We start from the raw sequence: 26,697 nt of genomic DNA on the forward strand, positions 1-26,697 counted from the left end.
CTACTTCAGGAGGTCGGCTACGTCGACCGGGAGGCCGGTCTCGATGGACGCGTTCGCGGCGAGGCCCGCGGCGAGGGCGTTGACGCCGTCCTGGGCGTTCGCGGAGCGGTCGTGCGGGTCGGTGTCGCCGTCGAAGAGGACGCCGAGCATCCGCACGTCGCCGCCGCCGTGCCCGGCGCGCTGGTAGTCGCCGAGGTCGATCTTCTGGGGCTTGGTCCAGAAGGGGTGGAGGGTGAGCTCGTACCAGCCCTCTTCGGGCGAGGCGTCGGTGCCGTGCAGCGAGGCGCCGTTGGGGCCCTTCAAGGCCGGGTTGACGTGGTCGTTCTCGACGACGAGGAGTTCGAGGCGGCCCTGGGTGCCGTTGAAGTGGACCCGGTAGCCCTCCCACGGGGAGTAGGCGGTGAGCCGGTAGGAGAGCGTGACGCCGGAGTCGTAGTCCACGAGGGCCATCATGTCGTCGTAGATCGTGATGCCCGGCGCGAACACGGACTGGTCGCGGACGTAGCCGTCCTCGGTCTCGGCGTCGAGGTACATCTGCTTGAGGCCGGGGCTGTCCTCCATGTGGAGCGCGAACGGGTCGTCGGCGGCCTCCGGGGAGCCGTGGGCGCGCTCGTAGCCGCGATCGTGGCCGGTGCGCTTGCCGTTCTCGCCGTAGAACGCGAGCTTGCCTTTCGCGAAGGCGCGCACGGGGGCCGCGTCGAGCCACCAGTTGACGAGGTCGAAGTGGTGGCCGGACTTGTGGACGAGCAGCCCGCCCGAGTTCGCGGCCTCGCGGTGCCAGCGCCGGAAGTAGTCGGCGCCGTGGCGGGTGTCGAGCAGCCAGTCGAAGCCCACGGAGGTGATCTCGCCGATGGCGCCCTCGCGCAGGAGCTCGGCGACCTTCTCGTGCAGCGGGTTGTAGCGGTAGTTGAAGGTCACGGTGACCGTGCCCTTCGACTTCGCCTCGGCCTCGAGGATCGCGGCGGCGTGCGCGCCGGTGGTCGTCAGCGGCTTCTCGCAGATGACGTCCTTGTCGGCGGCGAGCGCGGCGAGGAGGTACTCGTGGTGCGTGGCGTCGACCGAGGTGACGATGACGGTGTCGGGCTCGGTCTCGGCGAGGAGCCGGTCGAAGTCGGCCGCGGCGTAGACGGCCGGCGCGGGATGGCCAGCGGTTTCGATCGCTTCGACGTGGGCGGCGACGCGCTTGGGGTTGGTGTCCGCGAGTGCGACGAGGCGGGCCTTGCCGCTCCGCTCGGTGATGGCGTTGCGGTACATCGTGGCGCGAGAACCGGTCCCCACAAGGGCGTAGCGATGCGGCGTGCCAGTCATGTGACTCCTTCGTCGGCGAGTTTTGGTAAACGCTATCGGAGAAACTTGCCGCAATCAAGAGCCGACTCTGGCTGGGCTTACTTCGGCGTGGCTTTCGTGAAGGGGGGCTTGACGACCCGAATTGGCAACCGGCGGCCACGCACATCGAGCTCAAGCTCGGCCCCCGGCTTGTAGGCCGCGTCGAGCAGGGCCAGCGCCACGCCCTTCTTCAGGGTCGGCGCGTGCGTGCCCGATGTGGTCTCCCCCACCACTTCGTCGCCGTCCATGACCGCCATGTGGGCGCGGGGGACGCCCTTGCCCGTCGCCTCGAGGCCCCACAGCCGCCGCTTCGGCCCCTCGGCGCGCTCCGCCTCCAGCGCGGCCTTGCCCCAGAACTCGGGCTTGTCCCAGCCGATCGCCCAGTTCAGGCGCGCCTGCACCGGTGTGATGTCGAGGCTCAGGTCCTGGCCGTGCAGCGGGTAGCCCATCTCCAGGCGCAGCGTGTCGCGCGCGCCGAGCCCGCACGGGGCCGCGCCCGCCACGAGGATCCCGTCCCACAGGTCCACCGCCGCCTCGTTCGGCACCACCAGTTCGAACCCGGTCTCGCCGGTGTAGCCCGAGCGGCAGACGATCACGTCCGCGTGGTCCACCAGGTGCTCGCGGAAGGTCATGTACTCGTGGTCGTGCGGCAGCCCCAGGTACTCGAGGATGCGCGGCGACTCGGGGCCCTGGACCGCGATCACCGCGAACCCGCGGTGCACGTCGCGCACCTCGATCCCCTCGGGGGCGGCCTCCTCCAGGCGGCGCGCGACCTCGGCCGTGTTGGCGGCGTTGGGGATCAGGAACACCTCGTCGTCCGAGAACCGGTACGCGATGAGGTCGTCGACCACGCCGCCGTCCTCGTCCAGGCACAGCGTGTACTGCGCCCCGCCCGCGGCGATCCGGTCGAGGTCGTTCGCCAGGCACCGGTTCACGAACGCCGCCGCGCCCGGGCCGGTCACCCAGACCTTGCCCAGGTGCGAGACGTCGAAGACGCCGACCCCGGTGCGCACCGCCTGATGCTCGGCGAGCACGCCGTTCTCGTACTGGAGCGGCATGTTCCATCCCGCGAACTCGGCGAACTTCGCGCCGTGGGCGAGGTGGCGTTCGTGCAGGGGCGAGGTGAGCAGTGTCTCCGACATGGGACAGAGACTATCGCGGCCGTCTCAGTGACTAGGATCGGAGCATTTGGTCCCCAGAACAGCTAAGGATGGATCGTGACAGCTCTGAACGCCGCCTCAGGTGACATCGCCGCCGCCGAGGCCGAAGTGCTCGTCGTCGGCGTCTTCTCCGGCGAGGACGCCCCCGTGCTCCCCGACAGCCTCGCCGGGATCGACGCCGCCTTCGGCGGGCGCCTCGCCGAGCAGCTGGCGGTCCTCGGCAACACCGGTTCGGCCTCCTCCCTCACCCGCCTCCCCGCCCCCGCCGGCCTGGGCGCCGCGCTCGTCTACGCCGTCGGCCTCGGCGACGCCGAGGACCTCGACGACGAGACCCTCCGCCGCGCCGCCGGCACGGCCGTGCGGGCCGCGTTCGGCAAGGACACCGTCGCCATCGCGTTCGAGGGCGACCCCGAGGCCACCGCCGTGGGCGCCGCGCTCGGCGCCTACAAGTTCGAGGGCTACAAGACCGGTGACGGCGGCGACGCCGCCCCCGCCGAGGTCGCCGTCTACGGCGCCACCGCGGCCGCCGTCGCGAAGGCGACCGTGCTCGCCGAGAGCGTGGCCCTCGTCAAGGACTGGGCCGACGCCCCCGCGAACCTCCTGCGCCCGCCCACGTTCGCCGTCGAGATCGAGCAGGCCGCCACCGCCGCGGGCGTCGACGTCGAGATCCTCGACGCCGAAGCGCTCTCCGCGGGCGGCTACGGCGGCGTCCTCGCCGTCGGCGGCGGCTCCTCCGCCGAGCCCCGCCTCGTCCGCCTCTCCTACCGCCCCGAAGGCGCCACCCGGCACGTCGCGCTCGTCGGCAAGGGCATCACCTTCGACTCCGGCGGCATCAACATCAAGCCCGGCGCGGGCATGTGGGACATGAAGGGCGACATGGCCGGCGCCGCCGCCGTGGTCGGCGCCACCCTCGCCGCCGCGAGACTGGGCCTCGACGTGAACGTCACCTGCACCGTGGCGCTCGCCGAGAACATGCTCTCGGGATCCTCGTTCCGCCCCTCCGATGTGATCACCATCCGCAACGGCATGACCGTGGAGGTGCTGAACACCGACGCCGAAGGCCGCCTCGTGCTCGCCGACGCGATCTCGCGGGCGCTCGAGGACGAGCCCGACGCGCTCTACGACGTGGCGACGCTCACCGGCGGCCAGCTCATCGCCCTCGGCCGCCGCACCATGGGCCTCATGGGCACCGACACCGAGACCGAGCGGCTGCGCCGCATCGGCGAGACCACCGGCGAGCACGGCTGGCCGATGCCCTTCCCCGAGGACATCGTGAAGCTCATGGAGTCCTCCATCGCCGACGTCTCGCAGTGCGCGACCGGTCTCAAGCGCGACGGGCACATGGTGCAGGGCGGGATCTTCCTGTCCAAGTTCGTGCCCGAGGACCTGCCCTGGGCGCACCTCGACATCGCGGGCCCGGCCGACTCCGACTCGACCTACGGCTACATCGCGAAGGGCGCGACCGGGTTCCCGGTGCGGACCCTCGTGGCGCTGCTCGAGGAGTTCGCCTCGTAATCACCGAGATGCGAAGAAGGGCCCGGCGGCTGCCGGGCCCTTTTTCGCATTCGCGTTCCTCACCACCAAGTGGCGGGACAGTGCGGTGAATATTGCGCAATCGTTGCGTAAGCGAGGGGTGGAAAACCTATTGGCGACGCTGCTGCTCGAGCTTGCGGCGCGCGTCGTAGTCGCGCTTACGCTGCGGATATCCGGTCTTGGCGACCTCGTACACCGGGGTGTTGTACTTGCGGCCCAGGGCGAACGCGCCCGCCGGGCCCTCGACGCGGCGCCGCGTCCACTCGCCGTCGTGGGCGATGAGCATGACCGTCGTCTCGGTGACGGTGGTCTTCGGCTCGAGGTAGGCCTCGACGCCGACGCGCGTCTTGATGAAATCGATCAGGTGCCGCTGGTCAGCGTTGTCAGAGGCACGGTCCAGCGTTCCCTTGCCCTGTTTCTTCTTCCGTCCGAACAAGCCCACGGCCGCTCCCTCCGCACCAGTTGAGGCGTGATTTCCAAGCGTACACACGCGTTGGGACACCTGTGTCCAGCCGCACACGAAGGGGACTTTCCGAATGCTCGCAGCAAGCGGTTGAATGGTGTTGCACACTCCAACCACAGGGTCTGGACGATCACGAGTCGCCCCCGGTGGAAGGATGGGCTCCGAACCTAAGCAGTCACGGCGACGCTTGCGGAGCCGTACATGTGCACCGACTAAGTGGGGAGAGCAATGAGCGACCCGAACGCAGGATACGACGTAGTAATCCTGGGCGGCGGCAGCGGCGGCTACGCCAGCGCGTTCCGCGCGGCTGAGCTGGGGCTGTCGGTGGCCCTGATCGAGAAGGACAAGGTCGGCGGCACCTGCCTGCACCGCGGCTGCATCCCCACCAAGGCGCTGCTCCACGCCGGCGAGGTCGCCGACACCGCGCGCGAGTCCGAGCAGTTCGGCATCCTGGCCGAGTTCAAGGGCGTCGACATGCCGGCGGTCAAGAAGTACAAGGACGACGTCGTGTCGAAGTTGTACAAGGGCCTCCAGGGCCTGGTCAAGGCGCACAAGGTCGAGTTCATCCAGGGCACCGGCACGCTCGTCGGCCCGAACACGATCCAGGTCGACGACGGCACCACGGTGACCGGCCGCAACATCATCCTCGCCACCGGCTCCTACTCCAAGACCCTTCCCGGGCTTGAGATCGACGGCGAGAAGGTCATCACCTCCGAGCACGCGCTCGAGCTCACCGAGCTGCCGAACAAGGCCATCGTCATCGGCGGCGGCGTCATCGGCGTCGAGTTCGCCTCCGCCTGGAAGTCCCTGGGCGTCGAGGTCGAGATCATCGAGGGCCTCCCCCGCCTCATCGCGGCCGAGGACGCCGACTCCTCGAAGCAGCTCGAGCGGGCGTTCCGCAAGCGCGGCATCAAGTTCCACACCGGCAAGTTCTTCGAGAAGGTCGAGAAGTCCGCTTCGGGCGTGCAGGTCACGATCCAGGGCGGCACCGTCGTCGAGGGAGACCTGGTGCTGGTGGCGGTCGGCCGCGGCCCCGTCACCGACGGCATCGGCTACCAGGAGCAGGGCGTCAACATGGACCGGGGCTTCGTCCTGGTCGACGAGAACCTGCGGACGAACCTCCCGAACGTGTACGCCGTCGGCGACATCGTCCCCGGCATCCAGCTCGCGCACCGCGGCTTCCTGCAGGGCATCTTCGTGGCCGAGCACATCGCCGGCCTGAACCCGGCCCCGATCGACGAGACCGGCATCCCGCGCGTCACCTTCACCGAGCCCGAGGTCGCCTCCATGGGCCTCAACGAGGACAAGGCGAAGGAGAAGTACGGGGCCGACAAGATCAAGTCGGTCAACTACAACCTCGCGGGCAACGGCAAGTCGAACATCCTCAAGACCCAGGGCTTCATCAAGCTCGTCGCGGTCGAGGACGGCCCGATCGTCGGCGTCCACATGGTCGGCGCGCGCATCTCCGAGCAGATCGGCGAGGCGGAGCTGATCTACAACTGGGAGGCTTACGCGAACGACGTCGCCCAGCTGATCCACATGCACCCCACCCAGAACGAGGCGATCGGCGAAGCGGCGATGCTGCTGGCCGGCAAGCCGCTGCACGCCCACGACTAATCCACAACCGCAGGAGTTGAACGAACGATGCCGACATCGGTAACGATGCCCGCTCTCGGTGAGTCGGTCACCGAGGGGACTGTCACCCAGTGGCTCAAGAAGGAAGGCGACACCGTCGAGGTCGACGAGCCGCTGCTTGAGGTCTCGACCGACAAGGTCGACACCGAGGTGCCTTCGCCGGTCGCCGGTGTGCTGCTGAAGATCGTGGTCCCCGAGGACACGGATGTCGAGGTCGGCGGCGAGCTGGCGATCATCGGCGACCCGTCCGAGGCTTCCGGGGACGCCCCGGCCGCTCCGGCCCCCGCGCCCGCGCAGGAGCCGCTGCCCGAGCCCGAGGCCCCCAAGGCCGAGGCCGCTCCGGCTCCGGCCGCCCCCGCCGCGGAGGCCCCGGCCTCCTCCGGCGGTGCCGCCGAGGGCACCGAGGTCCTGCTCCCCGAGCTGGGCGAGTCGGTCACCGAGGGCACGGTCACGTCCTGGCTCAAGGCCGTGGGCGACACCGTCGAGGTGGACGAGCCGCTGCTGGAGATCTCGACTGACAAGGTGGACACGGAGATCCCGTCCCCGGCCGCGGGCACGCTGCTGGAGATCCGGGTCGCCGAGGACGAGACCGCCGAGGTCGGTTCCGTGCTCGCGATCGTCGGCTCCGGTGCCGCCGCGGCCGCCGCTCCGGCCCCGGCCGCCGAGCCGACCCCGGCCGTGAAGTCCGAGCCCGAGCCGGAGCCCGCTCCGGCCCAGGCCGAGGGCACGCCGACCAAGCCGGCCCCGGCCGAGCCCGAGACCGCTCCGGCCCCGGCCGCCGCTCCTGCGGCTCCCGCCGCGTCGAAGCCGTCGGGTTCGTATGTGACGCCGCTGGTGCGCAAGCTCGCTTCGGAGAACGGCGTGGACCTTTCCGAGGTCACCGGTTCCGGTGTGGGCGGACGCATCCGCAAGGAGGACGTCCAGGCCGTCATCGACGCGAAGAAGGCCCCGGAGCCCGCTCCGGCCGCCGCTGCCGCTCCCGCGAAGGCTGCTCCGGCTCCGGCCGAGGTCAGCCCGCTGCGCGGCCGCACCGAGAAGATGAGCCGCCTGCGTCAGGCCGCCGCGAAGGCGCTGCTGAACTCGATGCAGTCCACGGCGCAGCTGACGACGGTGCGCGAAGTGGACGTCACGAAGGTGGCGAAGCTCCGCGCGGCGAAGAAGGACGAGTTCCTGGCCCGCCACGGCGTCAAGCTCTCCTTCCTGCCGTTCTTCTCGATCGCCGCGATCGAGGCGCTGCAGCAGTACCCGGTCGTCAACGCCTCCATGAACATGGAGGAGAAGACGATCACCTACCCCGAGGCCGAGCACGTGGGCTTCGCGGTGGACACGCCGAAGGGCCTCATCGTCCCGGTCGTCAAGAACGCCGGCGACCTGAACATCCCGGGCCTGGCCAAGCGGATCGCCGAGATCGCCAAGAAGGCCCGCGACGGCGGCCTGGCGCCCGACGACCTGTTCGGTGCGACGTTCACCATCACCAACACCGGTTCGGTGGGCGCGCTGTTCGACACGCCGATCGTCCCGCTCGGCCAGTCGGCGATCCTCGGCACCGCCGCGATCGTCAAGCGCCCCCGCGTGATCAACGACCCTGAACTGGGCGAGGTCATCGCGGTGCGCTCGGTCATGCACCTGACGCTGAGCTACGACCACCGCCTCATCGACGGCGCCGACGCGGCCCGCTACCTCGAAGCGGTCACGAAGCGGATCGAAGAGGGCAACTTCGAACACCAGCTGGGCCTGTAAGGACGGCGAGCGACACCGGAAGGGGCGCGGCGGGATCCTCCCGCCGCGCCCCTTCCGCATGCGATCGCCGCCGTCCTGCAGCTGCAGGCGGCCTCCACAAGTCGCCACACCTACCCGTAACCGGCAAAGCGTGTCCTCGTTGTTCCTACAACCCACCTTTTGTGACCCCACGCGGAAGTTAGGAACTCGAATGTCTATCGAGTACAACGAACTCCTCGCCATGCTGATGGAGACACGCCCCGAATTCGCCACCGAGCTGTACAACTGGACCGACGGGCCCGACCTCCCCGACCACGACGCCATCGCCGTCTCCCGCAGGACCATCACCCTCCCCGAGCAGCCGAACCGACTCCGCGTCTGCGTCGCCGCCGCGTACTCCAAGGGCGGCGAGCGAGTCGTCGCCCTCCTGTTCGACGCCGTCCTCGAACCCGACCCGGCGCAGGCCGAATCCTGGCTGCGGTTCATGACGGACGCGCAGCGGGCGCTGAGCTGCATGGTCGTGTTCGTGGTGCTGTGCCGGGACGCGCAGACCGCCGACTGGGCGCTCACCTACAGCGCCGTCGGCGACATCGGCTGCTATGTACTGCCGGTGGTGATTCCCTCCTTGCTCGCGAACGCCTAGAATGGAACCCGGCCCTCGCCGCCGTCCCCACCACGGCAGCGAGGGCCGCTCGCATTCCCGGCTCTCGAACCGCCGGGCACGCGATGTCGCACCCGTATGGGACCGTTGAAAACGGAGGCCTCCGCGTGCCCGATTTGATGGCTAGAGCCGGAAATGGAATGACTTCTCGCTTAAACTCGTTGCGGCACCGCCCCGCCCCGGCCACACTCTGACCATGTCCCGATTCGGACCCACGGTCCCCTACGACGCCACTGCCGTCCGCGACACCTGGGCCACGCTCCCGCCGATCGTCCAGGACCGCATCATCGCCGAACTCGGCGGCAAGCCCTCCGACATCAAGATGGCCGGCGGCGGCTTCAGCGGCGCCTTCGCCGCCCGTGTCCGCACCGAATCCGGCGCCGAGCTCTTCGTCAAGGCCGCGGGGCCGGACAGGCCCTTCTCACTCCACGCCCTCCGCCAGGAGGCCCGCGTCAACCCCGCACTCCCCCAAGGCGTCCCGGCTCCGCGCCTCGAGTTCGCCGCCGACATCGACGATTGGATCGTCCTCGGCTTCGAAGTCCTCGACGGCCGCGCCCCGACCCTCCCCATGAGCCCCCGCGACCTCGACCTCATGCTCGACGCCTGGGCCGCGGCCGCCGCGGCGCTCACTCCGGCCCCGCAGCAGCTCCTCGACCTCGGTGTCACGGCGCTCCCCATCCACGATCACCTGCGCCAGTTCAGCCTCATCGCCGCCGGCGACATCGAGCCGTTCCCGCTCCCGCCCGCCCTCGAAGGCCGCATCGACGAGCTCGCGCAGCTCGATCAGCACATCGAGGCCGCCCTGACCGCCGACTCGGTCATGCACTTCGACCTGCGCCCGGACAACATGATCGTCGGCGCCGACCAGGCCTGGATCTGCGACTGGAACTGGGTCCAAGTCCACTCGACCTGGTTCGACACCGCGTGCCTCCTCGTTGCGGCCCACGGCGACGGCCACGACGCCGACGCCCTCTTCTGGGCCCACCCGACCTCGGCGGGCGTCACCCCCGACCAACTCGACACGGGCCTCGCCTCGATCACCGGCTACTACCTCGGCCGCTCGGTCGAACCGCCGTTCCCCGACGTCTCGCCGTACATGCGAGCCCACCAGCGATGGAGCGGCCTCGCCGCCGCCGACTGGCTCGCCCAGCGCCGGGGATGGTCATGACGAGCCCGGTTCCGCTCGACTACGCCGCCACCGCGAACCGGCCCGCGTACGCGACGCTTCCGGATGCTGCGCGCGACCGCATCGCCGCCGAACTCGGCGGGGGTGCGGTCACGGTCACGGTGGCAGGCGGAGGCTTCACCACCGGCTTCGCGGGCCGAGTGCGATCGGAATCGGGCGCCGAACTCTTCATCAAAGCCGCAGGACCGAGGACTCCGGAAGTGCGCGAAGCCTACCGCGACGAAGCCCGCTGCACTGCGGCACTGCCGCCGGGCATTCCCGCCCCGGAAATCCGCTTCCATGCCGACATCGACGACTGGGTCGTGACCGGTTACGAAGCGCTGCAGGGCAAGCCGCTGACCCTGCCGATGACGCCCGCAACCGTCGACCTCATGCTCGACGCCTTCGCGGCCGCAGCGAAAGCCCTCAACCCGCCCACAGCAGACCTCATCGCGAGCGGCATCCGCCCCAAGACCGACGAGAACCTCAGCGTCTTTCGGCGCATCGCGAGCGGCGACGCCCCACCGATCGCATTGCCACCCGCGCTCGACGGCCGCTTGGCGGCTCTGGCCGACATCGAGAGCGGCATCGCCGAGATCCTCGACACCGACCAGGTCTCGCACGGCGATCTGCGCCCAGACAACTTCGTCTTGGGCGACGGGCGCGCCTGGATCTGCGACTGGACCAAACCCCGATATGTGCCACCGTGGATGGACACGGGGAACCTGCTGATCGTGGCGCACGGCGACGGCCATGACGCCGAACGGCGGTTCTGGGAGCACCCGACATCCGACCGCGTCGGCGAAGCGGAGCTCGACACGATGCTGGCCGCGATCACCGGCGCGCTGCTCGACGGCTGGGACGAAGCCCCGGCGAGGATCGTCTCCCCCGCGATCCACACGCACATGCGCTGGGCGGCTTCGGCGGCCGCCGACTGGCTCGCGCAGCGGCGGGGCTGGTGATCATTCGTCGTCGAGCAGTTCCGCTGCGGTCGATACGAACGGGGCCTTGAACAGCCACGACTCGACGAGGGCGTCATCGGTGCACGAGGACAGTCGGGCCCGCTCCTCGTCGCTGAGCCGCACACCGTTCCCGTCGAGGAATGCCAGCACCGCCCGCACGAGCCTCGCCCGCGTCTCGACCCGGACCGTCTGACGACCGGCCTCCCGGGCTTCGGCGCGCAGGTCCATCGGAATATTCACCATGGAATCACGTTAGGTGTCGACCCAACCAAGCCCGGGCATCGCGGCCCGTGTCGTTCGTCAGTTTCGCGACATTTGCGATCCGATTTGCATGATTCCATTATTCAGGAAGTCACTCCCATATAGTAAGCACTCTCCGCTAGAGTCCCCTCATGGCGAAAGAGACCGCGACCTACATCCACGGCCACCACGAATCCGTCCTGCGTTCCCACACTTGGCGGACGGCCGAGAACTCGGCGGCATACCTGCTGCCCGAGCTGCGGCCGGACAGCACGATCCTTGACATCGGCTGCGGCCCAGGCACTATCTCGGCAGACTTCGCCGCGCACGTCCCGGAAGGACACGTCACGGCGGTTGACTACGCACCGGCCATCGTGGACCAGGCCGCGCAGGAGGCCGAAGCCCGCGGACTGGCGAACACGACCTTCGCAGTGGCCGACGTCCACGCTCTCGACTACGCCGACGACACCTTCGACGTCGTCCACGCGCACCAAGTCCTCCAGCATGTGGGCGATCCTGTCCAAGCTTTGAGAGAAATGCGGCGGGTAGCCAAGCCCGGCGGCGTGGTCGCCGTACGCGACAGCGACTACCGGGCCTTCACCTGGTTCCCCGAATCCGACGGCCTCCGCAACTGGCTGGACCTGTACGAAGAGGTCGCCCGCGCGGGCGGCGGCGAACCGGACGCGGGCCGGCGCCTCAAATCCTGGGCGCTGCAGGCCGGATTCGAAGCGCAGTCCATCACGGCGACCTCTACGACCTGGACTTTCAGCGACGAGCGGGACCGAACCTGGTGGGGCGACCTGTGGGCCGACCGCGCCCTGCACTCCGACTTCGCAAAGCAGGCGCTCGCCGGCGGTCACGCCACTCAAGAAGAGCTGCAAGCGATCTCGGACGCCTGGAAGTCCTGGGGAGCGAGCCCCGAAAGCTGGCTGATGATCCCCCACGGAGAAATCCTGGCCAGAGCGTCCTGACACCCTCGGTGGGGGCGGAACGACGTCCGCCCTCACACGCATGCAACCCTCACCAACCCGAACTGTCGGTGGTCGCCTCTACACTTCCCGCAACGAGGCGCAACGCCTCACCACAACTGCACAACAACCGGAGGCCACGATGCCGGCAGTCTCTCCCGAACTCGACAACCTCGCCGAATCCATAACCGCGCTCGCCGGGGCCCGCAAACGCATCCCACTGAGCCACCTGCTCCGCGAGACCGGACTGAACATACTCATCCTCTCCCGCATCGCCTCGAACCGCCTCGAAGACCGCCTCCGCCGCGAGGAGATCGAATCAGCCGCCGACCACTTGGTCACCCAACTCCGCCACGCCGTCTGGGAACTTCCGCCTCCGCACCCAATGGAGGCGCCATCCCCACCCGACCCGGCACCGCCGCCCGCGACCTAGCGGCGGGTCACTGAGACGGCCGCGACTGCTTCGTACCGGCGATGTGGGTCGCGGCCGTCCACTCCAGCAGCCACTCCGGAACCTGCAGGTCGGCCGGGAATCCTCCGACGACCTTCTCCAGCTCGTCGTGCTCGACCGAGCCGCCTGACTTCTTCAGGAACCGCGTCCGTACGAAAGCCCGGGCGTACAGCGCATCGCCGACGCAGAACGTCTGCTCGAGGTACGCCCACCGCTCATCGAAGCCGAGCACCCGCGTCCGCACCTCGAACACCTGCCACGGCTGCAGCGACTTCTTGTACGTGATCGTCTGCCCGGCCACCACCGGATACCAGCCCTGCGCCTTCATCTTCGCCCAGAACCCGGACCGCATCATCAGATCGATCCGGCCCACGTCCATGATCGTCAGGTAGCGCCCGTTCGTCATATGCCCCAGCGGATCCAAATCCGTCGGCACCACCCGGAACCGCGTCACCGCGACATCCCAGAGCGCCAACGCCCCCGCCCGCCGCGAACGCAACCACAGCAGCAACAGCCGAAAGTAAAGATTCACCAGACCACCACCGAATCAACCCACAAGTTACCCGACAGTAGCATGGCTAAGGGCAGCCCTCGACCACCGCAACGCGCACCACACAACACGGCGAGACACCGCTACCTACCTTTCACGGGCCAGCCGACGAACCGACCTTTCTCTTCATAGACCAGTTCGAGACCGACGGACTCGATCAGTCGCTTGAGATCGTCATGGGGAGCCTCCGGAAGAAGGATCGCCAGCGCCGCCGGGCCAGGGTCGATATAGCGCCGGTAGTCGAAGAGCTGTCCGATCGCCAACCGAATCGAGTTCCGGTCGGCCTGCCCTTTGGCTTCGTAGAGGACATTGTCGGAGACATCGAAAAGATCACTCAGCAGCACCGCGTTGAGGCCTGGGATCGGAATCTGGCAGCGCTTCACCTCGTGGCCATCAGCTTCAAGCAGCGTCCGGAATCGATCGACCAGCTCCGCTTCGCGACGCCGAACCACCGTTTCTTCGATGGCCTTACGCACAAAGGCAGACGCGGCATTGTTCTCGGGCTCGACCAACTTGCTCGCGAGCACCTCAACCGGCTCAGGCTCGGCGGTTTCGTGGAAGTCGGTGTAGGTGATGCCTGGCATGACCGGAACCATTTCGATCGAGGGTTCAGCGGTCGGGCCGACCGGTCGAAGCTGGAAGACGATCACCTTCCGGAGCTCACCGTTTTCGTCAGGCGCTTCTGCGTAGATGTGCGTGTTTGACAGGTCGACTTGGTACTCGCCGAGATACTTGTGGAGCCGGGCACTGGACCCGTTGACGTAGCCGACCGCTTCGAAGAGTCGGATCGCGCGACCGTCTTCGTGGTGGTTCAGGATTGCGGCATTGCCGTTGGTGGGTTTCTGGTCGCCCGCGCGGCCTTCGCCGGTGTAGCGGACAAGCGGCCCCTCATCGTCGTAGAGGGCAAGGTCGTCGATATAGCCGTAGGGCCGGCCCTTGGGAGGATCGGAGAAGATCATCACGTTGGGCGTCTTCCTGGAGTGTGCGATCCCGCTGTAGCGGGAGCCTCCCCAGTTGCTGTGGATCTCGTCGCGGTCGTAGATACGGCCAAGTTCGAACTCGGGATCAGTCATGGGAAGTCATCACCTTGCGGGTTGCGACGTGAAGGGGTGCTTCAGCTTATTCGGGCTACGGGCTGCGCGGGGTTCGGGAACGCGACGTCGGTTTTCGGCCAGCACGCGAGGTGGTGGCGCGGGTTGGATTGAGATTCGAACGGAGGACTGGAGGATTTGATGCATGTGAGCGTGGATTTGAAGGTGTTGTACTTCGGGACGCCTGTGGTGCTGCTGGGCACCTGTAATGAGGACGGGTCGGGGAATGTGGCGCCGATGTCGTCGGCGTGGTGGTTGGGGCAGTCGGCAATGTTGGGAATGGGGAACCGGTCGAAGACGATGGGGAACCTGGTGCGGGAGCGGGAGTGCGTGCTGAACCTGGCGTCGTCGGATATGGCGGGGGCGGTGGATCGGCTGGCGCCGCTGACGGGGGCGGATCCGGTGCCGGAGCGGAAGGCCGCCAAGGGGTATCGGTTCGAGAAGGACAAGTTCGGGGCGGCGGGGTTGACGGCGCAGGCGTCGGAGGCCGTGCGGGCGCCGAGGGTCGCGGAGTGTCCGATCCAGCTGGAGTGCGTGGTGGAGCAGGTCCATCCGTTCGGGGAGGGGGCCAGCGCGGTCGAGGTGCGGGTGGTGCGGGCGCATGTCGAGGAGCGGCTGGTGATCCCGGGGACGGATTATGTGGATCCGGTCGGGTGGGATCCGCTGATCATGAAGTTCTGCGAGTTCTTCGGGGGCGGGACGAATGTGCACGCCTCGACGCTGGCGAATGCGTGGAAGATGCCGCACCAGGAGGTGCGCCTGGCGGCGGCTGGTTGACGGTTACGGGCCGTCCTGGCATATTGGCGCTACGCGCCGGTAGGCGTTGTATCTGCTGCTGGGGAGGCGCGGGCGATGGACAGTGACGTCATCGTTGTCGGGGCGGGGCTGGCCGGGTTGGCCGCTGCGTCGGAGTTGGTCCGGCTCGGGAAGACCGTGACCGTGATCGATCAGGAGGGCGAGCAGTCCCTTGGGGGGCAGGCGTTCTGGTCGTTCGGGGGGTTGTTCCTGGTGGATTCGCCCGAGCAGCGGCGGATGGGGATCAAGGACTCGCACGAGCTGGCGTGGCGGGACTGGCTGGGGACGGCCCAGTTCGATCGGCCTGAGGACGAGTGGCCGCGGCGGTGGGCCGAGGCGTATGTGGACTTCGCGGCCGGTGAGAAGCGGGCGTGGCTGCACGCGTTGGGGGTGCGGTTCTTCCCGGTGGTCGGGTGGGCCGAGCGCGGGGGTTATACGGCGCAGGGGCACGGGAATTCGGTGCCGCGCTTCCACATCACGTGGGGCACGGGGCCGGGGATCGTGGCGCCGTTCGCGGAGCGGGTGCGGCAGGCGGAGCGGGACGGCAAGGTGCAGTTCAAGTTCCGGCACCGGGTCGATGGCTTGGCGGTCACTGACGGGGCGGTCACGGGCGTCTCCGGGACGCTGCTGTCGCCGGACGAGTCGGCGCGCGGGGTGGCGACCACGCGGGAGGCGTTGGGCGAGTTCGAGATCGGCGCGGAGGCGGTGGTCGTGACGTCGGGCGGGATCGGGGGGAACTTCGATCTGGTGCGCGAGCACTGGCCGGTGCGGATGGGGCCGGCGCCGAAGCGGCTGATCTCGGGGGTGCCGGCGCATGTGGACGGCCGGATGCTGGGGATCGCGGAGGCGGCCGGGGCGAGCCTGATCAACCGGGACCGGATGTGGCATTACACCGAGGGCATCGAGAACTGGGATCCGATCTGGCCGCACCACGGGATCAGGATCCTGCCGGGGCCGTCGTCGCTGTGGCTGGACGCGACGGGGAAGCGGCTTCCGGCGCCGCTGTTCCCGGGGTTCGACACGCTGGGCACGCTGGAGCACATCATGACGACGGGCCACGAGTACACGTGGTTCGTGCTCACGCAGAAGATCCTGGAGAAGGAGTTCGCCCTCTCGGGCTCGGAGCAGAACCCGGACTTGACGGGCAAGGACGTGAAGCTGCTGCTCAAGCGGGTGCTGCCGGGCGCGCCGGGGCCGGTGGAGGCGTTCAAGAAGCACGGGGCGGACTTCGCGGTGGCGTCGACGCTGCCGGAGCTGGTGGCGAAGATGAACGGGATCACGGGCGAGGGCCTGCTGGAGTACGAGACGGTGCGGGCGGCGGTCGAGGCGCGGGACGCCGAGATGGACAACAAGTTCACGAAGGATTTGCAGGTGACGGCGTTGCGCGGGGCGAGGAACTACCGGGGCGACAAGCTCATCCGGGTGGCGACGCCGCACCGGCTGCTCGATCCGAAGGCGGGGCCGCTGATCGGGGTGCGGCTGCATGTGTTGACGCGGAAGACGCTGGGCGGCTTGCAGACCGATCTGGACGGCCGGGTGCTGCGGGCCGAGGGCTCGCCGCTGCCGGGGCTGTTCGCGGCGGGTGAGGCGGCCGGGTTCGGGGGCGGCGGGATGCACGGGTACCGGTCGCTGGAGGGCACGTTCCTGGGCGGGTGCCTGTTCTCGGGGAGGCAGGCCGCGCGCGGCGTCGCCGGGTGAGGTCCTCTGGGTGAGCGGAGTCACGGCCCGATGGGGGCGCGGGCCCGCGGCTGCGTGAGCAGGCGCGGCCCGCTTCGCGTCCTGAGACGGTGACGGTGTGTACCGGTTCGTCACGTGCGTGCCGGTTGCGGTGTGGCGCTAGCGGTCTAAGGTGGTCGATAAGCGGCCTCCCTCACCCGCGGAACCGAGCACTCCTCGCCTACCGGGCGTGGTCCGCTAACATCCAAGGTTCGGCGGGCGCCAGTCTAATTGCTCCTCAGCGGCGCTCGTCGAAGCCGGTCGCAGGCCGACGCCGCGCCCCGGCACCTCACAACTCGTGGATGGTTGAGCATGAGCGACTTTCAGCACCCTGCCCCGCGCCACCAGGCCGGTCCCCCCTCGGGCCCGCCTTACGGCCCGCCCGCGGGTCCGCCTGCCGGTCCGCCCGCGAACCCGCCGATGCGGCATCCCATGGGGCCGCCCGCCGGGGCGTCGCCTGTCGGACCGCCTCCGGGGAGGGTGCCGGCGGGTCCGCCCGCAGGGGGTCCGCCGGTGGGACCGCCCTCGGTGGCCGGCGGCGGCAACATGGGCCGCGCGTCGGTCGTCGGCGCCGCGAAGCCCAAGGCCGCACCCGGCGCGGCGAAGCGGGGCCGCAAGAAGAAGCGCATGTCCAAGCGCCGCCGCCGCGTCTACGCGGCCCTCATCATGGCGTGCCTGATGATGCTCGGTGCCGTCACTGTCGCCGGATCGTGGTTCTTCCAGCACGTGCCGCCGCCCGAGGACCTCGTCTTCGGCGAATCCACGACCTTCACGCTCAAGGGCAGCGACACCCCGCTCGCCGGGTACGGCGAATACACCCGCAAGCTCGTCGACACCTACGACCAACTCCCCGACGAGGTGATCTGGTCGCTCCTCGCCTTGGAGGACAAGGATTACTTCGAGCACGAGGGCGTCGACTACAAGGGCACCATGCGCGCCCTGGTCAACAACCTCAAGGGCGGCGACACGCAGGGCGCCTCGACCATCAGCCAGCAGTACGCGGGCATGGTCACCGACATCCGCGGCGACATCTCCTACGGCCGCAAGGCCAAGGAGGCCGTCATGGCCATGAAGCTGGAGCAGGACAACTCCAAGGAGACGATCCTCCTCCACTACCTCAACCTCAACTTCTACGGCCGCGGCGCGTACGGCATCGAGGCCGCCGCCGAAGTGTGGTTCAACAAGAAGGTCGAAGACCTCACGTGGGGCGAAGGCATGATGCTCGTCATGCAGGTCAAGGCCGGTGACGGCTCATTCGACCCGCGCATCGTCGGGGAGGAGAGCACCGCCCCGCTCGACCGCTGGACGCACGGCATGAACACACTGCTCACCCTGACCGAGGACCTCAACGACGAGCAGCGGGCCGAGGTCCAGGCGCAGCTCGACGCCGGCATGCCCGAGACCCTCAAAGCCCTGGAGAACCCCGGCACCTGGGGCCACGACACCCCCACCGGCTTCATCACGAACCCGACCGACGGCTACATCTGGGCCGAGCTGGAGAGCCGCTACGGGCTCACCAAGGACGACTTCTACGGCGAGAAGGCGGACACCGGCGGCTACACCGTGGAGCTCACCCTCGACCCCGAGATCCAGGCCGCCGCCCAGACGACCGCCGGGCGCGGCGACCTCGTGCGGAAGAAGAACGACCAGGACCAGTTCGTCGACGACAACGACCAACCGGTCGACGACCCGGCCGCCGCCGCGGAGTACGTCAACGAGGACGGCTACTTCGAGTTCGAGAACAACAACGACAAGGCCGCGCTCGCCGACTACAACCTGTCGATGGCCAGCGCCGTCGTCGCGGTCGAGCCGGGCACCGGCCGGGTGCTGGGCTACTACGGCGGCCAGAACGGCCTCGGCATCGACAAGGCCGGGCTCGAGAACCCGCACCCGCCGTCGTCGACGTTCAAGATGATCACGGCCGCGACCGCGATCAACAACGGCGCTTCGATCGACTCGTGGTGGAACGGCGAGTCGCCGCGCGAGTTCGACTCCCTCGCCGACTTCGAGGACCCGACGATCTCGAACTCGGGCTCGGACACGGGCGGCGCCGATCACATGACGCTCACCGAGGCGGTGCGCAAGTCCAAGAACACCCCGATGTACGCGATCGCCGAGAAGTGGGGCGCGACCGCGATCGTCGAGACCGCGGTCGACATGGGTGTGCGGCAGCTGACTCAGACCGAGGACGGCAAAGAGGTCACCTACCGGTTCTACCGGGACGGCGACGGCACGGTCACATACTCGCGCCACGGCATCATCGAGAACGAGGACGGCTCGTACGTGCTCGACGACCGGGGCAACATCGACATCGACGCGTCGCTGGACGGGTACGAGGACGACGGGAAGACGCCGAAGAAGACCGAGCTGGACGTGAACTCGAAGAACGACCCGTTCTACTACCACGTCAGCTTCGGGCAGTACCCGACCTCGGTGGCGTTCATGGCGAACGTGTACGCGACGATCGCGGCCGACGGCATGTACAACGAGATGCACTACGTGGAGGCCGTGTACGACCGCGACGGCAACAAGATGCCGGAGGAGCGGCCGCTGGAGTCGTACCCGGCCCTGGACTCGAGCGTCGCCCGGAACCTCCAGTTCGTCGGTTCGACCATCACCGGTGAGGGCGAGCAGATCGACGGCGGCCGCCAGCTGACCGGCAAGACCGGTACGTGGCAGGCGGGCGACCAGTACGAGGACGGCGCCAACGCGCACACCTGGTATGTGGGCGCGATCCCGCAGCTGAGCATCGCGGCGTGGGTGGGCAACGCGACCGCCGAGTCGGCGCCGCTGCTGAACACCGAGGGCACGATCGAGGGCACGTTCGGTTCGAAGCTGAGCTATCCGGTGTGGATCCAGTTCATGAACGACGCGATCGAGGCCGAGGGGTACGAGGCGAAGGGCTGGAGCGACGCCTCGCATCAGGGCAGCGAGATGGTGGACGACATCCTCAACGAGAACGGCAAGATCGACGCGAGCAGCGCGTACTGCGTCGCGAAGCCGGGTGACCCGAAATGCGAGCAGGCGCCGCCGCCGCCGGGCGGCCAGACCTGCGATCCGATCTCGGAGTTGATGGGCCTCTGCCAGCCCGGCGGCGGTGGGGGCGGCGGCGGTGGCGGTGGCGGCCGCAATGACGACTGATCGCTGACGAAGGGGCCGGCCCGGTGGGATTCCCACCGGGCCGGCTCTTTCCGTTGCGGCGCTTAGGCGAAGGCGTGGCCTTCGCCGCGGTAGGTGGGGGCCTCGTCGACGAGTTCGCCATTGCGGACCAGGTGGATCGTGTTGACGCGTTCGGCGAGCTCGCCGGCCTTGGCGTGGCGCATCCAGACGCGGTCGCCGATGGCGAGGGCGTCGGCGGCGCGGCCCTTGAGCGGCGTCTGGACCTCGCCGGCGCCTTCGGTCTTGGAGAAGCGCATCCCGGCGGGGAACGTCGGTTTGGGGAGGCGGTCGGGGCCGGGCACGCCGGAGGCGACCCAGCCGCCGCCGAGCGCGGTGACGATGCCCGGGCGCGGGCGGCGGACCACCGGGAGGGCGAAGAACGCGGCCGGGATCGGGCGTATCGAGCGGTAGCCGTCGAAGAGCGCGGGCGAGTACAGGCCGGACCCGGCGGCGATCTCCGTGACCGAGGGGTCGGCGGCGGTCGAGACGACCGAGCCGGTGCCGCCGCCGTTGACGAATTCGAGGTCGGTGACGCGGCGGACCGCGGCGACGGCCTCGGCGCGGCGCTCGGCGAGTTCGGCCCGGGAGACGCGCTGCATGAGCCGCACCAGCGGGTAGCGGAGGGCGGCGGCGGAGAAGGCGTCCTGGACGCCGGCGATCTGGCCTTCGTAGCCCATGATGCCGACGAGGTCGACCCCCGGGCGCTTGTCGATCTCGTGGGCCATGTCGAGGGCGTGCTCGGGGGTGCGCACCGGGGAGCGGTGGGCGCCGATGTGGACGCGGCCGCCGAGCAGTTCGAGGGAGACGTCGAGTTCGAGGCACAGCCGCAGGGGCCGGGACGGGTTCGGCTCGACGTGGCGGCGAAGGAAGTCGAGGTGCTCGACCGAGTCGACCATGAGGGTGATGCGGGAGGCGAGCTCGTCGGAGGCGGCGAGGGCGCGCAGCGCGTCGGTGTCGGCGGTCGGGTAGGCGACCACGATGTCGTCGAATTCCTCTGCGAGCCAGAGCGCTTCGGGGAGCGTGAAGCCGAGGACGCCCTTGAAGCCGGGCTGGGCGAGCGCGCGGCGCATGAGGGCCCGGCAGCGCAGCGACTTGCTGGCGAGGCGCAGGGGCTTGCCTATGGCGTTGCGGCGCAGGATGGCCGCGTTGGTGTCGAAGGCGCCGAGGTCCACGACCGCGAACGGCGGCTGGAGCCCCGCGGTGGCCCGGCCCAGTTCGGCGAAGCGGTGTTCGAGCGCGGCGGGGACATCGACCCCGGTAACTCGCTGGTAGCCCATCCGACTTCCCTTCGGCAGCTCAATTGGGGTTAGATGAAAGCTACCGTGAAGTTCGCCTCACATTCAACCGTCGTAGCTATGGGAGCTGCCGTGGGAATCTCGATCTGGCAGAACTGGTCGGGCACCGAGAACGCCGACCCCGCCCGCACCGTCAGGCCCGCGCGCACGGAGGAGCTGGCCGCCGCGGTGACCGCGGCCGCGTCGGACGGGCTGCGCGTCAAGGCCGTGGGGGCCGGGCACTCGTTCAGCGGGATCGCGGTCGCCGACGGCGTGCAGGTCGACATGAGCGGTCTCGACCAGGTCGTGGCCGTCGAGCAGCGGACCGGACTGGTGACCGTGGAGGCCGGGATGCCGCTGTGGCGGCTGAACGAGGTCCTGGACGCGCACGGGCTCGCGCTGGAGAACATGGGCGACATCGACCGGCAGACGATCTCGGGGGCGATCTCGACCGGGACGCACGGCACCGGGGACCGGTACCGCGGGTTCGCGTGGCAGGTCAAGGGGCTCAAGCTGGTCCTCGCCGACGGCTCGATCGTCCAATGCACGGAGTTCGAGCGGCCGGAGCTGTTCGCCGCGGCGCGGCTCGGCCTCGGGGCGGTCGGGGTGATCGCGGAGGTGACGCTGCAGTGCGTGCCGGCGTTCCGCCTCAAGGCGGACGAGCGGCCCGAGCGGCTGGACGCCGTGCTCGACAACCTCGACGAGCTCGTGTCCGAGAACGACCATTTCGAGTTCTACTGGTTCCCGCACACCGACCGCACGTTGACCAAACGGAACAACCGGTACGCGATGTCCGAGCCGAGCCGGGCCCCCGGCCGTCTCCAGTACTGGTGGAGCGAGGCGTTCACCGAGAACACGCTCTTCGAGGCCAGCAACCGGGTCGGGGTGCGGTTCCCCGGAATGGTCCCGGGCCTCAACCGCCTCGCGGGGCGCGTGTGGAGCGCCCGCGAGTACACGGACGTGTCGCACCGGGTCTTCGCCTCGCCACGCTCGGTCGTGTTCCGGGAGATGGAGTACGCGCTGCCGCGCGAAGCGCTGCCCGGGGTCCTGCGGGAGCTGCACGCGATGGTCGACCGGGAACGCCACCTCGTGTCGTTCCCCGTCGAGGTCCGGTTCGCCGCCGCCGACGACATCTGGCTCTCGACCGCGCAGGGCCGCCGCACCGCCTACGTGGCGGTGCACCAGTACCACAGGCACGACCACGAGGCCTACTTCAAGGACTGCGCCGCGATCTTCGACGCCGCCGAGGGGCGGCCCCACTGGGGCAAGATGCACTCGCTCGACGCCGAGCGCCTGGGCGAGCTGTACGAGCACTTCGACGACTTTCTCGCGGTGAGAAAGGAAGTGGACCCGGACCGGCGGTTCTCGAACCCGTACTTGGAACGCGTCCTCGGCGACTGAGCTAGTCGCTCCAGTCGAACGGGAGGATCTCGAAGGCGTCGAACCCGGCGGTGATCGGTTTGATGGCCCGGAAGTCGCGCTGGTCCAGGGTGAAGATGCGGTTGGTCTCGTATCGGTCGGCAAGCGCGACACCGACAGTATCGGCCAAGTCGAGTTTCAAGCCCCGATAGTCAAGGCGGAGCCGGTTGGCAGTCGCGAAGTCCTCGTAGCGGATCGTGGCGAGCTGGTAACGACCGCGATCGAACCGGACCAGCAGCGACTCGGCGACTTGAACGGCGAAGTCGAAGCCGCCTTCGCGGCGGGCCAGATGATCGAGCTCGGTCATGACGAGCGGTGAGACGAGCAGCGACTCGGTCTCCATGATCCGTTCGGCCGCTTCGTGGAACGGCTGGCTCTCATCGAAGGCGGCGAGCACAGCGGAGGTGTCGGCGACGATGATCATCGCTTCTGTGCGCGCCGTTTCATGCTCTGGTAGATCGCTTCGTCCATCTCTTCGACGGTGAGCGGTCGCTCGCTGCGAAACTTCGGCAGCGGGGGCAGCGGGGGCTCGCTTTCACCGGTGCGGAGCAGTCCTTCGTCAATGAAGCGCCGGATGAGCTCGGCCTTCGAGGCGCCGAGTTTCCGAGCGGCGGCTTCGAGACGCATGTCGGCGGCTTCCTCGATGTAGACGGTGCTCTTCTTGCGACTCATGCCACCGATGGTACCACCCATGAGCTTCCAGCCGCGGCGTTGTCGGGGCCGTGGGCTACGTTGTGGCCGTGGCTGAGGTGGTCTTCCGAAAACTCGATGAACTGACCGACGACGAGGTGTACGCGGCGTACGCGCCGCCCGCCCCCGACTGGCTCAGGGTCAACTTCGTCTCCAGCGCCGACGGCGCGGCGACCCTGGAGGGGCTGTCCGGTCCCCTTTCGGGTGAAGAGGACAAGCGCGTGTTCAAAGTCCTGCGGGCGCGCTGCGACGTGCTCCTGACCGGATCGGGGACCGTGAAGGCCGAAGGGTACGGGCCGCTGGTCCTCTCCCCCGAGCGGATGGCCTGGCGCCGGGCGCAGGGCCTGCCGGAAGTGCCCGTGATGGCGGTCGTCTCGCGCAGCCTCGCGGGGCTCGACCCCGCGATGGGGATCTTCACGCTCGCGCCGAGGCGCCCGATCGTCGTCGTCCCCGCCGATCTCCCCGAGGCGACGGTAGGACCGTTCCGTGAGGTCGCCGACGTGATCGCCGCCGGGACCGGCGCGGTCGACCTCCCCGTGGCGCTCGCGGCGCTGCGCGAGCGCGGACTGCGGCAGATCCTGTGCGAGGGCGGGCCGCGCGTCTTCGGCGAACTCATCGCCGACGACCTCGTCGACGAGCTCGACCTGACCGTCTCCCCGCTCCTGGTCGGGGCCGGTCCCGTGCGGGTCGCCGAAGGGCCGGCCGCGAAGGACGCGCGGCCCCTGGAGCTGCGACACGTCCTCGAAGCCGGGGGCAACCTCATCCTGCGGTATCTGCGAGGATCGACCGATGAGTGAATCGGTGGGCCGCGTGCTCGGCACGGAGGACGCGACGCCCCTGTCGTTCTGGGTCGGGGTCGGGCCCGAGGCGTACGCGCAACTCGACGACGTGCTCACGACCGAGCGCCAGGTGCCCGGGGTCGGCACGGTCCGCATCTCCGGCGTGGTCACCTCGGTGCGCTCGCGCCACGAAGGGGCGCAGTTCGACTCGGACGTGTTCGACATCGCCGGGGGCCTGCTCCCCGCGCAGGTGCAGGAGGCCGCCGAGGTCACCGTGACCCGCGTCGAGCCCGAGGTGTTCGTCCCGCCGCGCCCCGGCGCCGAGGTGCAGCGCGCCGCCGGCGAGGACCGCGACCGGGCGCTGTACTTCGACGGCATGGCCCGCCAAGTGCCCCTGGGGTTCTCGCGCGACGGCCAGCCGGTGTTCCTCAACCCGGACTTCCTCGACGGCACCCGGGGCGCGCACGTCTCCATCTCCGGCATCTCCGGCGTCGCCACGAAGACCTCGTTCGCGACCTGGATGCTCTACTCGCTCCTGCACTCCGGCGCGCTCGGCGCCGAGGCCGCGAACACCAAGGCGCTCATCTTCAACGTCAAGGGCGAGGACCTGCTGCTCCTCGACCACGACAACACGAAGATCGACGAGACCGTGCGCGACTCCTACCGCCGCCTCGGCATGGAGCCCGGCGCGTTCAAGTCCGTGGAAGTGCTCGCGCCGCCGCGCGAGGGCGACTCCAACGGCGTCCCCGACGTGGCCTGCCGGTCCACCGGCGTCGACGCGTTCTACTGGACGCTCGCCGAGTTCTGCCAGCTGGGCCTGCTGCCGTTCGTGTTCGCCGACGGCGACGACGACCGCCAGCAGTACACGATGGTCGTCCACCAGGTCGCCGCCCGGCTCCGCAAAGAGGCCCGCCCCAAGGACAACGGCGCCATCAGCGTCGACGGGCAGCTGCTCACCAGCTACCGCGACCTCGTTGACCTCGTCTGCGAGCGCCTCTCCGACGACGAGACCCGCACCGAATGGGCCGGCTCCGCGATCGGCCTGGGCACGGTGAACGCGTTCATCCGCCGCCTCATCGCCTCCGGGCGCGACATCGGGCGGCTCATCCGCGGCGACCTGCCGCCCAAGGGCGCGGTGCTCACCTCGGATGCGCAGGTCACCGTCGTCGACCTGCACAACCTGCCCGACCGGGCGCAGCGCTTCGTCGTCGGCGTCGTGCTCCGCACCGAGTTCGAGCGCAAGGAGAAGGCCGGCACCGCGCGCCCGCTCCAGTTCGTCGTCCTCGACGAGCTCAACAAGTACGCGCCGCGCGAGGGCACCAGCCCGATCAAGGACATCCTGCTCGACATCGCCGAACGCGGACGATCCCTCGGGGTCATCCTCATCGGCGCCCAGCAGACCGCGTCCGAAGTGGAGCGGCGGATCGCCTCGAACTCCGCGATCCGGGTCGTGGGGCGCCTCGACGCCGCCGAGGCCACCCGCCCCGAGTACGGGTTCCTCACGCAGGCCCAGCGCATGCGGGTGCTCATGGCCAAGCCCGGCACCATGTTCGTGGCCCAGCCCGAACTCCCGGTGCCGCTCGTGGTCAACTTCCCGTTCCCCGCGTGGGCCACCCGCCCCGCCGAAGCCGGGTCCGCCCCGGCCGCCACGGCCCGCTCGGGCAGGGCGATGTCCCCCACCGCCAAGGTCGACCCGTTCGACCTCGCCGGGGACGACGAAGACGACATCCCGTTCTAGGCGATCAGAGGAGCACGCCGTGCGGATTCTCCACACGTCCGACTGGCACGTCGGCGTCACCATGAAGGGCCGCTCGCGCCTCGACGAGCAGCGAGCCGTCTTCAAGCAGATGGTCGACATCGCCCGCGACGAGGCGGTCGACCTCGTCATCGTCGCCGGGGACCTGTTCGACACCGCCTCGCCCTCGGCCGAGTCGCAGCGGCTGCTGTTCTCGGCGCTGTCCGCGCTCCGCGGCACCGGCGCCGAGGTCGTGGTCATCGCCGGGAACCACGACAACGGCAAAGCCCTCGAGGCGCTGCGGCACTGGGCCCACGCCGCGGGCATCCACCTGCGCGGCTCGCTCGGCAAGGCCGCCGACCACCTCGTCACCGGGGAGACCGCGGGCGGCGAGCGCTGGCGCTGCGCGGCCCTGCCGTTCATCGCGCAGCGGCACGCCGTGCGCGCCGCCGAGCTGTTCGAGCTCGGCGCGGCCGGGGCCGAGGCGAACTACGCCGACCACCTGCGCCGCCTCGTCGCCGCGCTGACGCAGGACTTCACCGCCGACACCGTGAACCTCTTCACCGGGCACCTCACCGTGGTGGGCGGCAAGGTGGGCGGCGGCGAGCGCGAGGTCCACACCGTCGCCGACTACGCCGTGCCCGCCGCGATCTTCCCGCCCACCACTTCCTATGTGGCCCTGGGGCACCTGCACAAGGCGCAGTCGATCGTCGGCCCCTGCCCGATCCGCTACTCCGGCGGGCCGCTCGCGGTCGACTTCGGCGAGGAGGACCACACGCCGAGCGTCGCCGTCGTGGACGTGGCACCCGGCGTGCCCGCCCGCGCCCGCACGGTCCCGCTCACCGCGGCCGTGCCGCTCCAGACCGTGCGCGGCAACCTCGAGCAGCTCGCGAAGGCCAAGGTGGACGAGCGGGCCTGGCTGCGGGTGTTCGTCACCGAGCCCGCCCGGGCGGGACTGCGCGGCGAGGTCGCCGACCTCTTCCCGCGCGCCGTCCAGATCCACATCGACCCGGTCATGCGCGCCTCGGACGTCAAACCGCGCGAGCGGCGCTCCGGCCGCAGCCCCGGGGACCTGTTCGCCGCGTACCTCACCGAGCACCAGCACGACGATCCGGCCGTCACCAAGCTCTTCGCCCAGCTCTACGAAGACACCCAGACCGTCACCGAGGAGGCCTGATGCGCCCGCCCGCCAGCCCCCCACCACCC

General features: G+C 69.4%; 24 protein-coding genes. 15 read left to right on the forward strand and 9 right to left on the reverse strand.

The window, feature by feature from the left end; all coding sequences use genetic code 11:
- Together AB0K52_RS02700 and gcvT are read right to left on the reverse strand one after the other, a co-directional pair.
- The gene (locus AB0K52_RS02700; protein ID WP_363525188.1) at positions 1-1,308 is read right to left on the reverse strand and encodes a Gfo/Idh/MocA family oxidoreductase; all 1,308 of its coding nucleotides are present in this window, start codon (positions 1,306-1,308) and stop codon (positions 1-3) included.
- Between the two features lie 77 nt (positions 1,309-1,385).
- Positions 1,386-2,468, reverse strand: a complete 1,083-nt coding sequence (gene gcvT / locus AB0K52_RS02705; protein ID WP_363525191.1) for a glycine cleavage system aminomethyltransferase GcvT — start codon at positions 2,466-2,468, stop codon at positions 1,386-1,388.
- 75 nt (positions 2,469-2,543) lie between these two features.
- Here gcvT and AB0K52_RS02710 point away from each other — a divergent pair, with 75 nt between their 5' ends.
- Positions 2,544-4,001: a leucyl aminopeptidase gene (locus tag AB0K52_RS02710; RefSeq protein WP_363525194.1), complete on the forward strand. Its 1,458-nt coding sequence runs from the start codon at positions 2,544-2,546 to the stop codon at positions 3,999-4,001.
- A 127-nt stretch (positions 4,002-4,128) separates the two neighbouring features.
- Here the strand turns inward: AB0K52_RS02710 and AB0K52_RS02715 are convergent, their stop codons facing one another.
- Complete coding sequence (locus AB0K52_RS02715; RefSeq protein ID WP_363525197.1) at positions 4,129-4,461, reverse strand: oxidoreductase; 333 nt, start codon at positions 4,459-4,461, stop codon at positions 4,129-4,131.
- A 249-nt stretch (positions 4,462-4,710) separates the two neighbouring features.
- Here AB0K52_RS02715 and lpdA point away from each other — a divergent pair, with 249 nt between their 5' ends.
- From lpdA to AB0K52_RS02740, 5 genes are all read left to right on the forward strand, one after another.
- Positions 4,711-6,099, forward strand: coding sequence for a dihydrolipoyl dehydrogenase (gene lpdA / locus AB0K52_RS02720; protein ID WP_363525200.1), 1,389 nt, complete (start codon positions 4,711-4,713; stop codon positions 6,097-6,099).
- A gap of 27 nt (positions 6,100-6,126) precedes the next feature.
- Positions 6,127-7,857, forward strand: a complete 1,731-nt coding sequence (gene sucB, locus AB0K52_RS02725) for a 2-oxoglutarate dehydrogenase, E2 component, dihydrolipoamide succinyltransferase (protein ID WP_363525203.1) — start codon at positions 6,127-6,129, stop codon at positions 7,855-7,857.
- 190 nt (positions 7,858-8,047) lie between these two features.
- Complete coding sequence (locus tag AB0K52_RS02730) at positions 8,048-8,479, forward strand: hypothetical protein (protein ID WP_363525205.1); 432 nt, start codon at positions 8,048-8,050, stop codon at positions 8,477-8,479.
- Between the two features lie 214 nt (positions 8,480-8,693).
- Positions 8,694-9,665, forward strand: a complete 972-nt coding sequence (locus tag AB0K52_RS02735; RefSeq protein WP_363525208.1) for an aminoglycoside phosphotransferase family protein — start codon at positions 8,694-8,696, stop codon at positions 9,663-9,665.
- On the forward strand, positions 9,662-10,624 hold the full coding sequence (locus AB0K52_RS02740) for a phosphotransferase (protein WP_363525211.1): 963 nt from the start codon (positions 9,662-9,664) through the stop codon (positions 10,622-10,624). Before AB0K52_RS02735 ends, AB0K52_RS02740 begins: the two co-directional genes overlap by 4 nt.
- Here the strand turns inward: AB0K52_RS02740 and AB0K52_RS02745 are convergent, their stop codons facing one another.
- A complete protein-coding gene (locus AB0K52_RS02745; protein ID WP_363525214.1) occupies positions 10,625-10,867 on the reverse strand; it encodes a hypothetical protein in 243 nt (80 codons plus the stop codon).
- A gap of 149 nt (positions 10,868-11,016) precedes the next feature.
- On the opposite strand from AB0K52_RS02745, the gene AB0K52_RS02750 reads away from it, so the two are divergent.
- Both AB0K52_RS02750 and AB0K52_RS02755 read left to right on the forward strand, forming a co-directional pair.
- Positions 11,017-11,835 (forward strand): class I SAM-dependent methyltransferase, encoded by an 819-nt coding sequence (locus AB0K52_RS02750; protein ID WP_363525217.1) that lies wholly within the window; start codon positions 11,017-11,019, stop codon positions 11,833-11,835.
- 139 nt (positions 11,836-11,974) lie between these two features.
- A complete protein-coding gene (locus AB0K52_RS02755) occupies positions 11,975-12,265 on the forward strand; it encodes a hypothetical protein (protein WP_363525220.1) in 291 nt (96 codons plus the stop codon).
- 7 nt (positions 12,266-12,272) lie between these two features.
- On the opposite strand, the gene AB0K52_RS02760 is transcribed toward AB0K52_RS02755, so the two are convergent.
- Both AB0K52_RS02760 and AB0K52_RS02765 read right to left on the reverse strand, forming a co-directional pair.
- The gene (locus AB0K52_RS02760; RefSeq protein ID WP_363525223.1) at positions 12,273-12,794 is read right to left on the reverse strand and encodes an acyl-CoA thioesterase; all 522 of its coding nucleotides are present in this window, start codon (positions 12,792-12,794) and stop codon (positions 12,273-12,275) included.
- Between the two features lie 122 nt (positions 12,795-12,916).
- A complete protein-coding gene (locus AB0K52_RS02765; RefSeq protein WP_363525226.1) occupies positions 12,917-13,906 on the reverse strand; it encodes a hypothetical protein in 990 nt (329 codons plus the stop codon).
- Between the two features lie 159 nt (positions 13,907-14,065).
- On the opposite strand from AB0K52_RS02765, the gene AB0K52_RS02770 reads away from it, so the two are divergent.
- The 3 genes from AB0K52_RS02770 (at position 14,066) to AB0K52_RS02780 (ending at position 19,576) form a co-directional block, all read left to right on the forward strand.
- A complete protein-coding gene (locus AB0K52_RS02770) occupies positions 14,066-14,701 on the forward strand; it encodes a flavin reductase family protein (protein ID WP_363525228.1) in 636 nt (211 codons plus the stop codon).
- A gap of 75 nt (positions 14,702-14,776) precedes the next feature.
- Positions 14,777-16,417 (forward strand): FAD-binding dehydrogenase, encoded by a 1,641-nt coding sequence (locus AB0K52_RS02775; protein WP_363525231.1) that lies wholly within the window; start codon positions 14,777-14,779, stop codon positions 16,415-16,417.
- 531 nt (positions 16,418-16,948) lie between these two features.
- Positions 16,949-19,576: a transglycosylase domain-containing protein gene (locus AB0K52_RS02780; protein ID WP_363525234.1), complete on the forward strand. Its 2,628-nt coding sequence runs from the start codon at positions 16,949-16,951 to the stop codon at positions 19,574-19,576.
- Between the two features lie 62 nt (positions 19,577-19,638).
- Here AB0K52_RS02780 and AB0K52_RS02785 read toward each other — a convergent pair whose 3' ends face one another.
- The gene (locus AB0K52_RS02785) at positions 19,639-20,871 is read right to left on the reverse strand and encodes an amino acid deaminase/aldolase (RefSeq protein ID WP_363525237.1); all 1,233 of its coding nucleotides are present in this window, start codon (positions 20,869-20,871) and stop codon (positions 19,639-19,641) included.
- 96 nt (positions 20,872-20,967) lie between these two features.
- Here AB0K52_RS02785 and AB0K52_RS02790 point away from each other — a divergent pair, with 96 nt between their 5' ends.
- Positions 20,968-22,269 carry a D-arabinono-1,4-lactone oxidase gene (locus tag AB0K52_RS02790; protein WP_363526154.1) on the forward strand — a complete coding sequence of 434 codons (1,302 nt, stop codon included), beginning with the start codon at positions 20,968-20,970 and terminating at the stop codon, positions 22,267-22,269.
- 1 nt (position 22,270) lies between these two features.
- Here AB0K52_RS02790 and AB0K52_RS02795 read toward each other — a convergent pair whose 3' ends face one another.
- Positions 22,271-22,711, reverse strand: a complete 441-nt coding sequence (locus AB0K52_RS02795) for a PIN domain-containing protein (protein WP_243901069.1) — start codon at positions 22,709-22,711, stop codon at positions 22,271-22,273.
- Positions 22,708-22,959, reverse strand: a complete 252-nt coding sequence (locus AB0K52_RS02800; RefSeq protein WP_363525240.1) for a ribbon-helix-helix protein, CopG family — start codon at positions 22,957-22,959, stop codon at positions 22,708-22,710. The genes AB0K52_RS02795 and AB0K52_RS02800 overlap by 4 nt, the downstream gene beginning before the upstream one ends.
- 68 nt (positions 22,960-23,027) lie before the next feature.
- On the opposite strand from AB0K52_RS02800, the gene AB0K52_RS02805 reads away from it, so the two are divergent.
- Genes AB0K52_RS02805 through AB0K52_RS02815 form a run of 3 tightly spaced genes read left to right on the forward strand, consistent with a single transcriptional unit; the run spans position 23,028 to position 26,668 of the window.
- Complete coding sequence (locus AB0K52_RS02805; RefSeq protein WP_363525243.1) at positions 23,028-23,774, forward strand: pyrimidine reductase family protein; 747 nt, start codon at positions 23,028-23,030, stop codon at positions 23,772-23,774.
- The gene (locus AB0K52_RS02810; protein ID WP_363525246.1) at positions 23,767-25,494 is read left to right on the forward strand and encodes an ATP-binding protein; all 1,728 of its coding nucleotides are present in this window, start codon (positions 23,767-23,769) and stop codon (positions 25,492-25,494) included. Before AB0K52_RS02805 ends, AB0K52_RS02810 begins: the two co-directional genes overlap by 8 nt.
- Positions 25,495-25,513: 19 nt before the next feature.
- The gene (locus AB0K52_RS02815) at positions 25,514-26,668 is read left to right on the forward strand and encodes an exonuclease SbcCD subunit D (protein ID WP_363525250.1); all 1,155 of its coding nucleotides are present in this window, start codon (positions 25,514-25,516) and stop codon (positions 26,666-26,668) included.
- Positions 26,669-26,697: the final 29 nt, after the last annotated feature.

The sequence above is a fragment of the Glycomyces sp. NPDC049804 genome (assembly GCF_040674615.1).
Classification (GTDB): domain Bacteria; phylum Actinomycetota; class Actinomycetes; order Mycobacteriales; family Micromonosporaceae; genus Glycomyces; species Glycomyces niveus.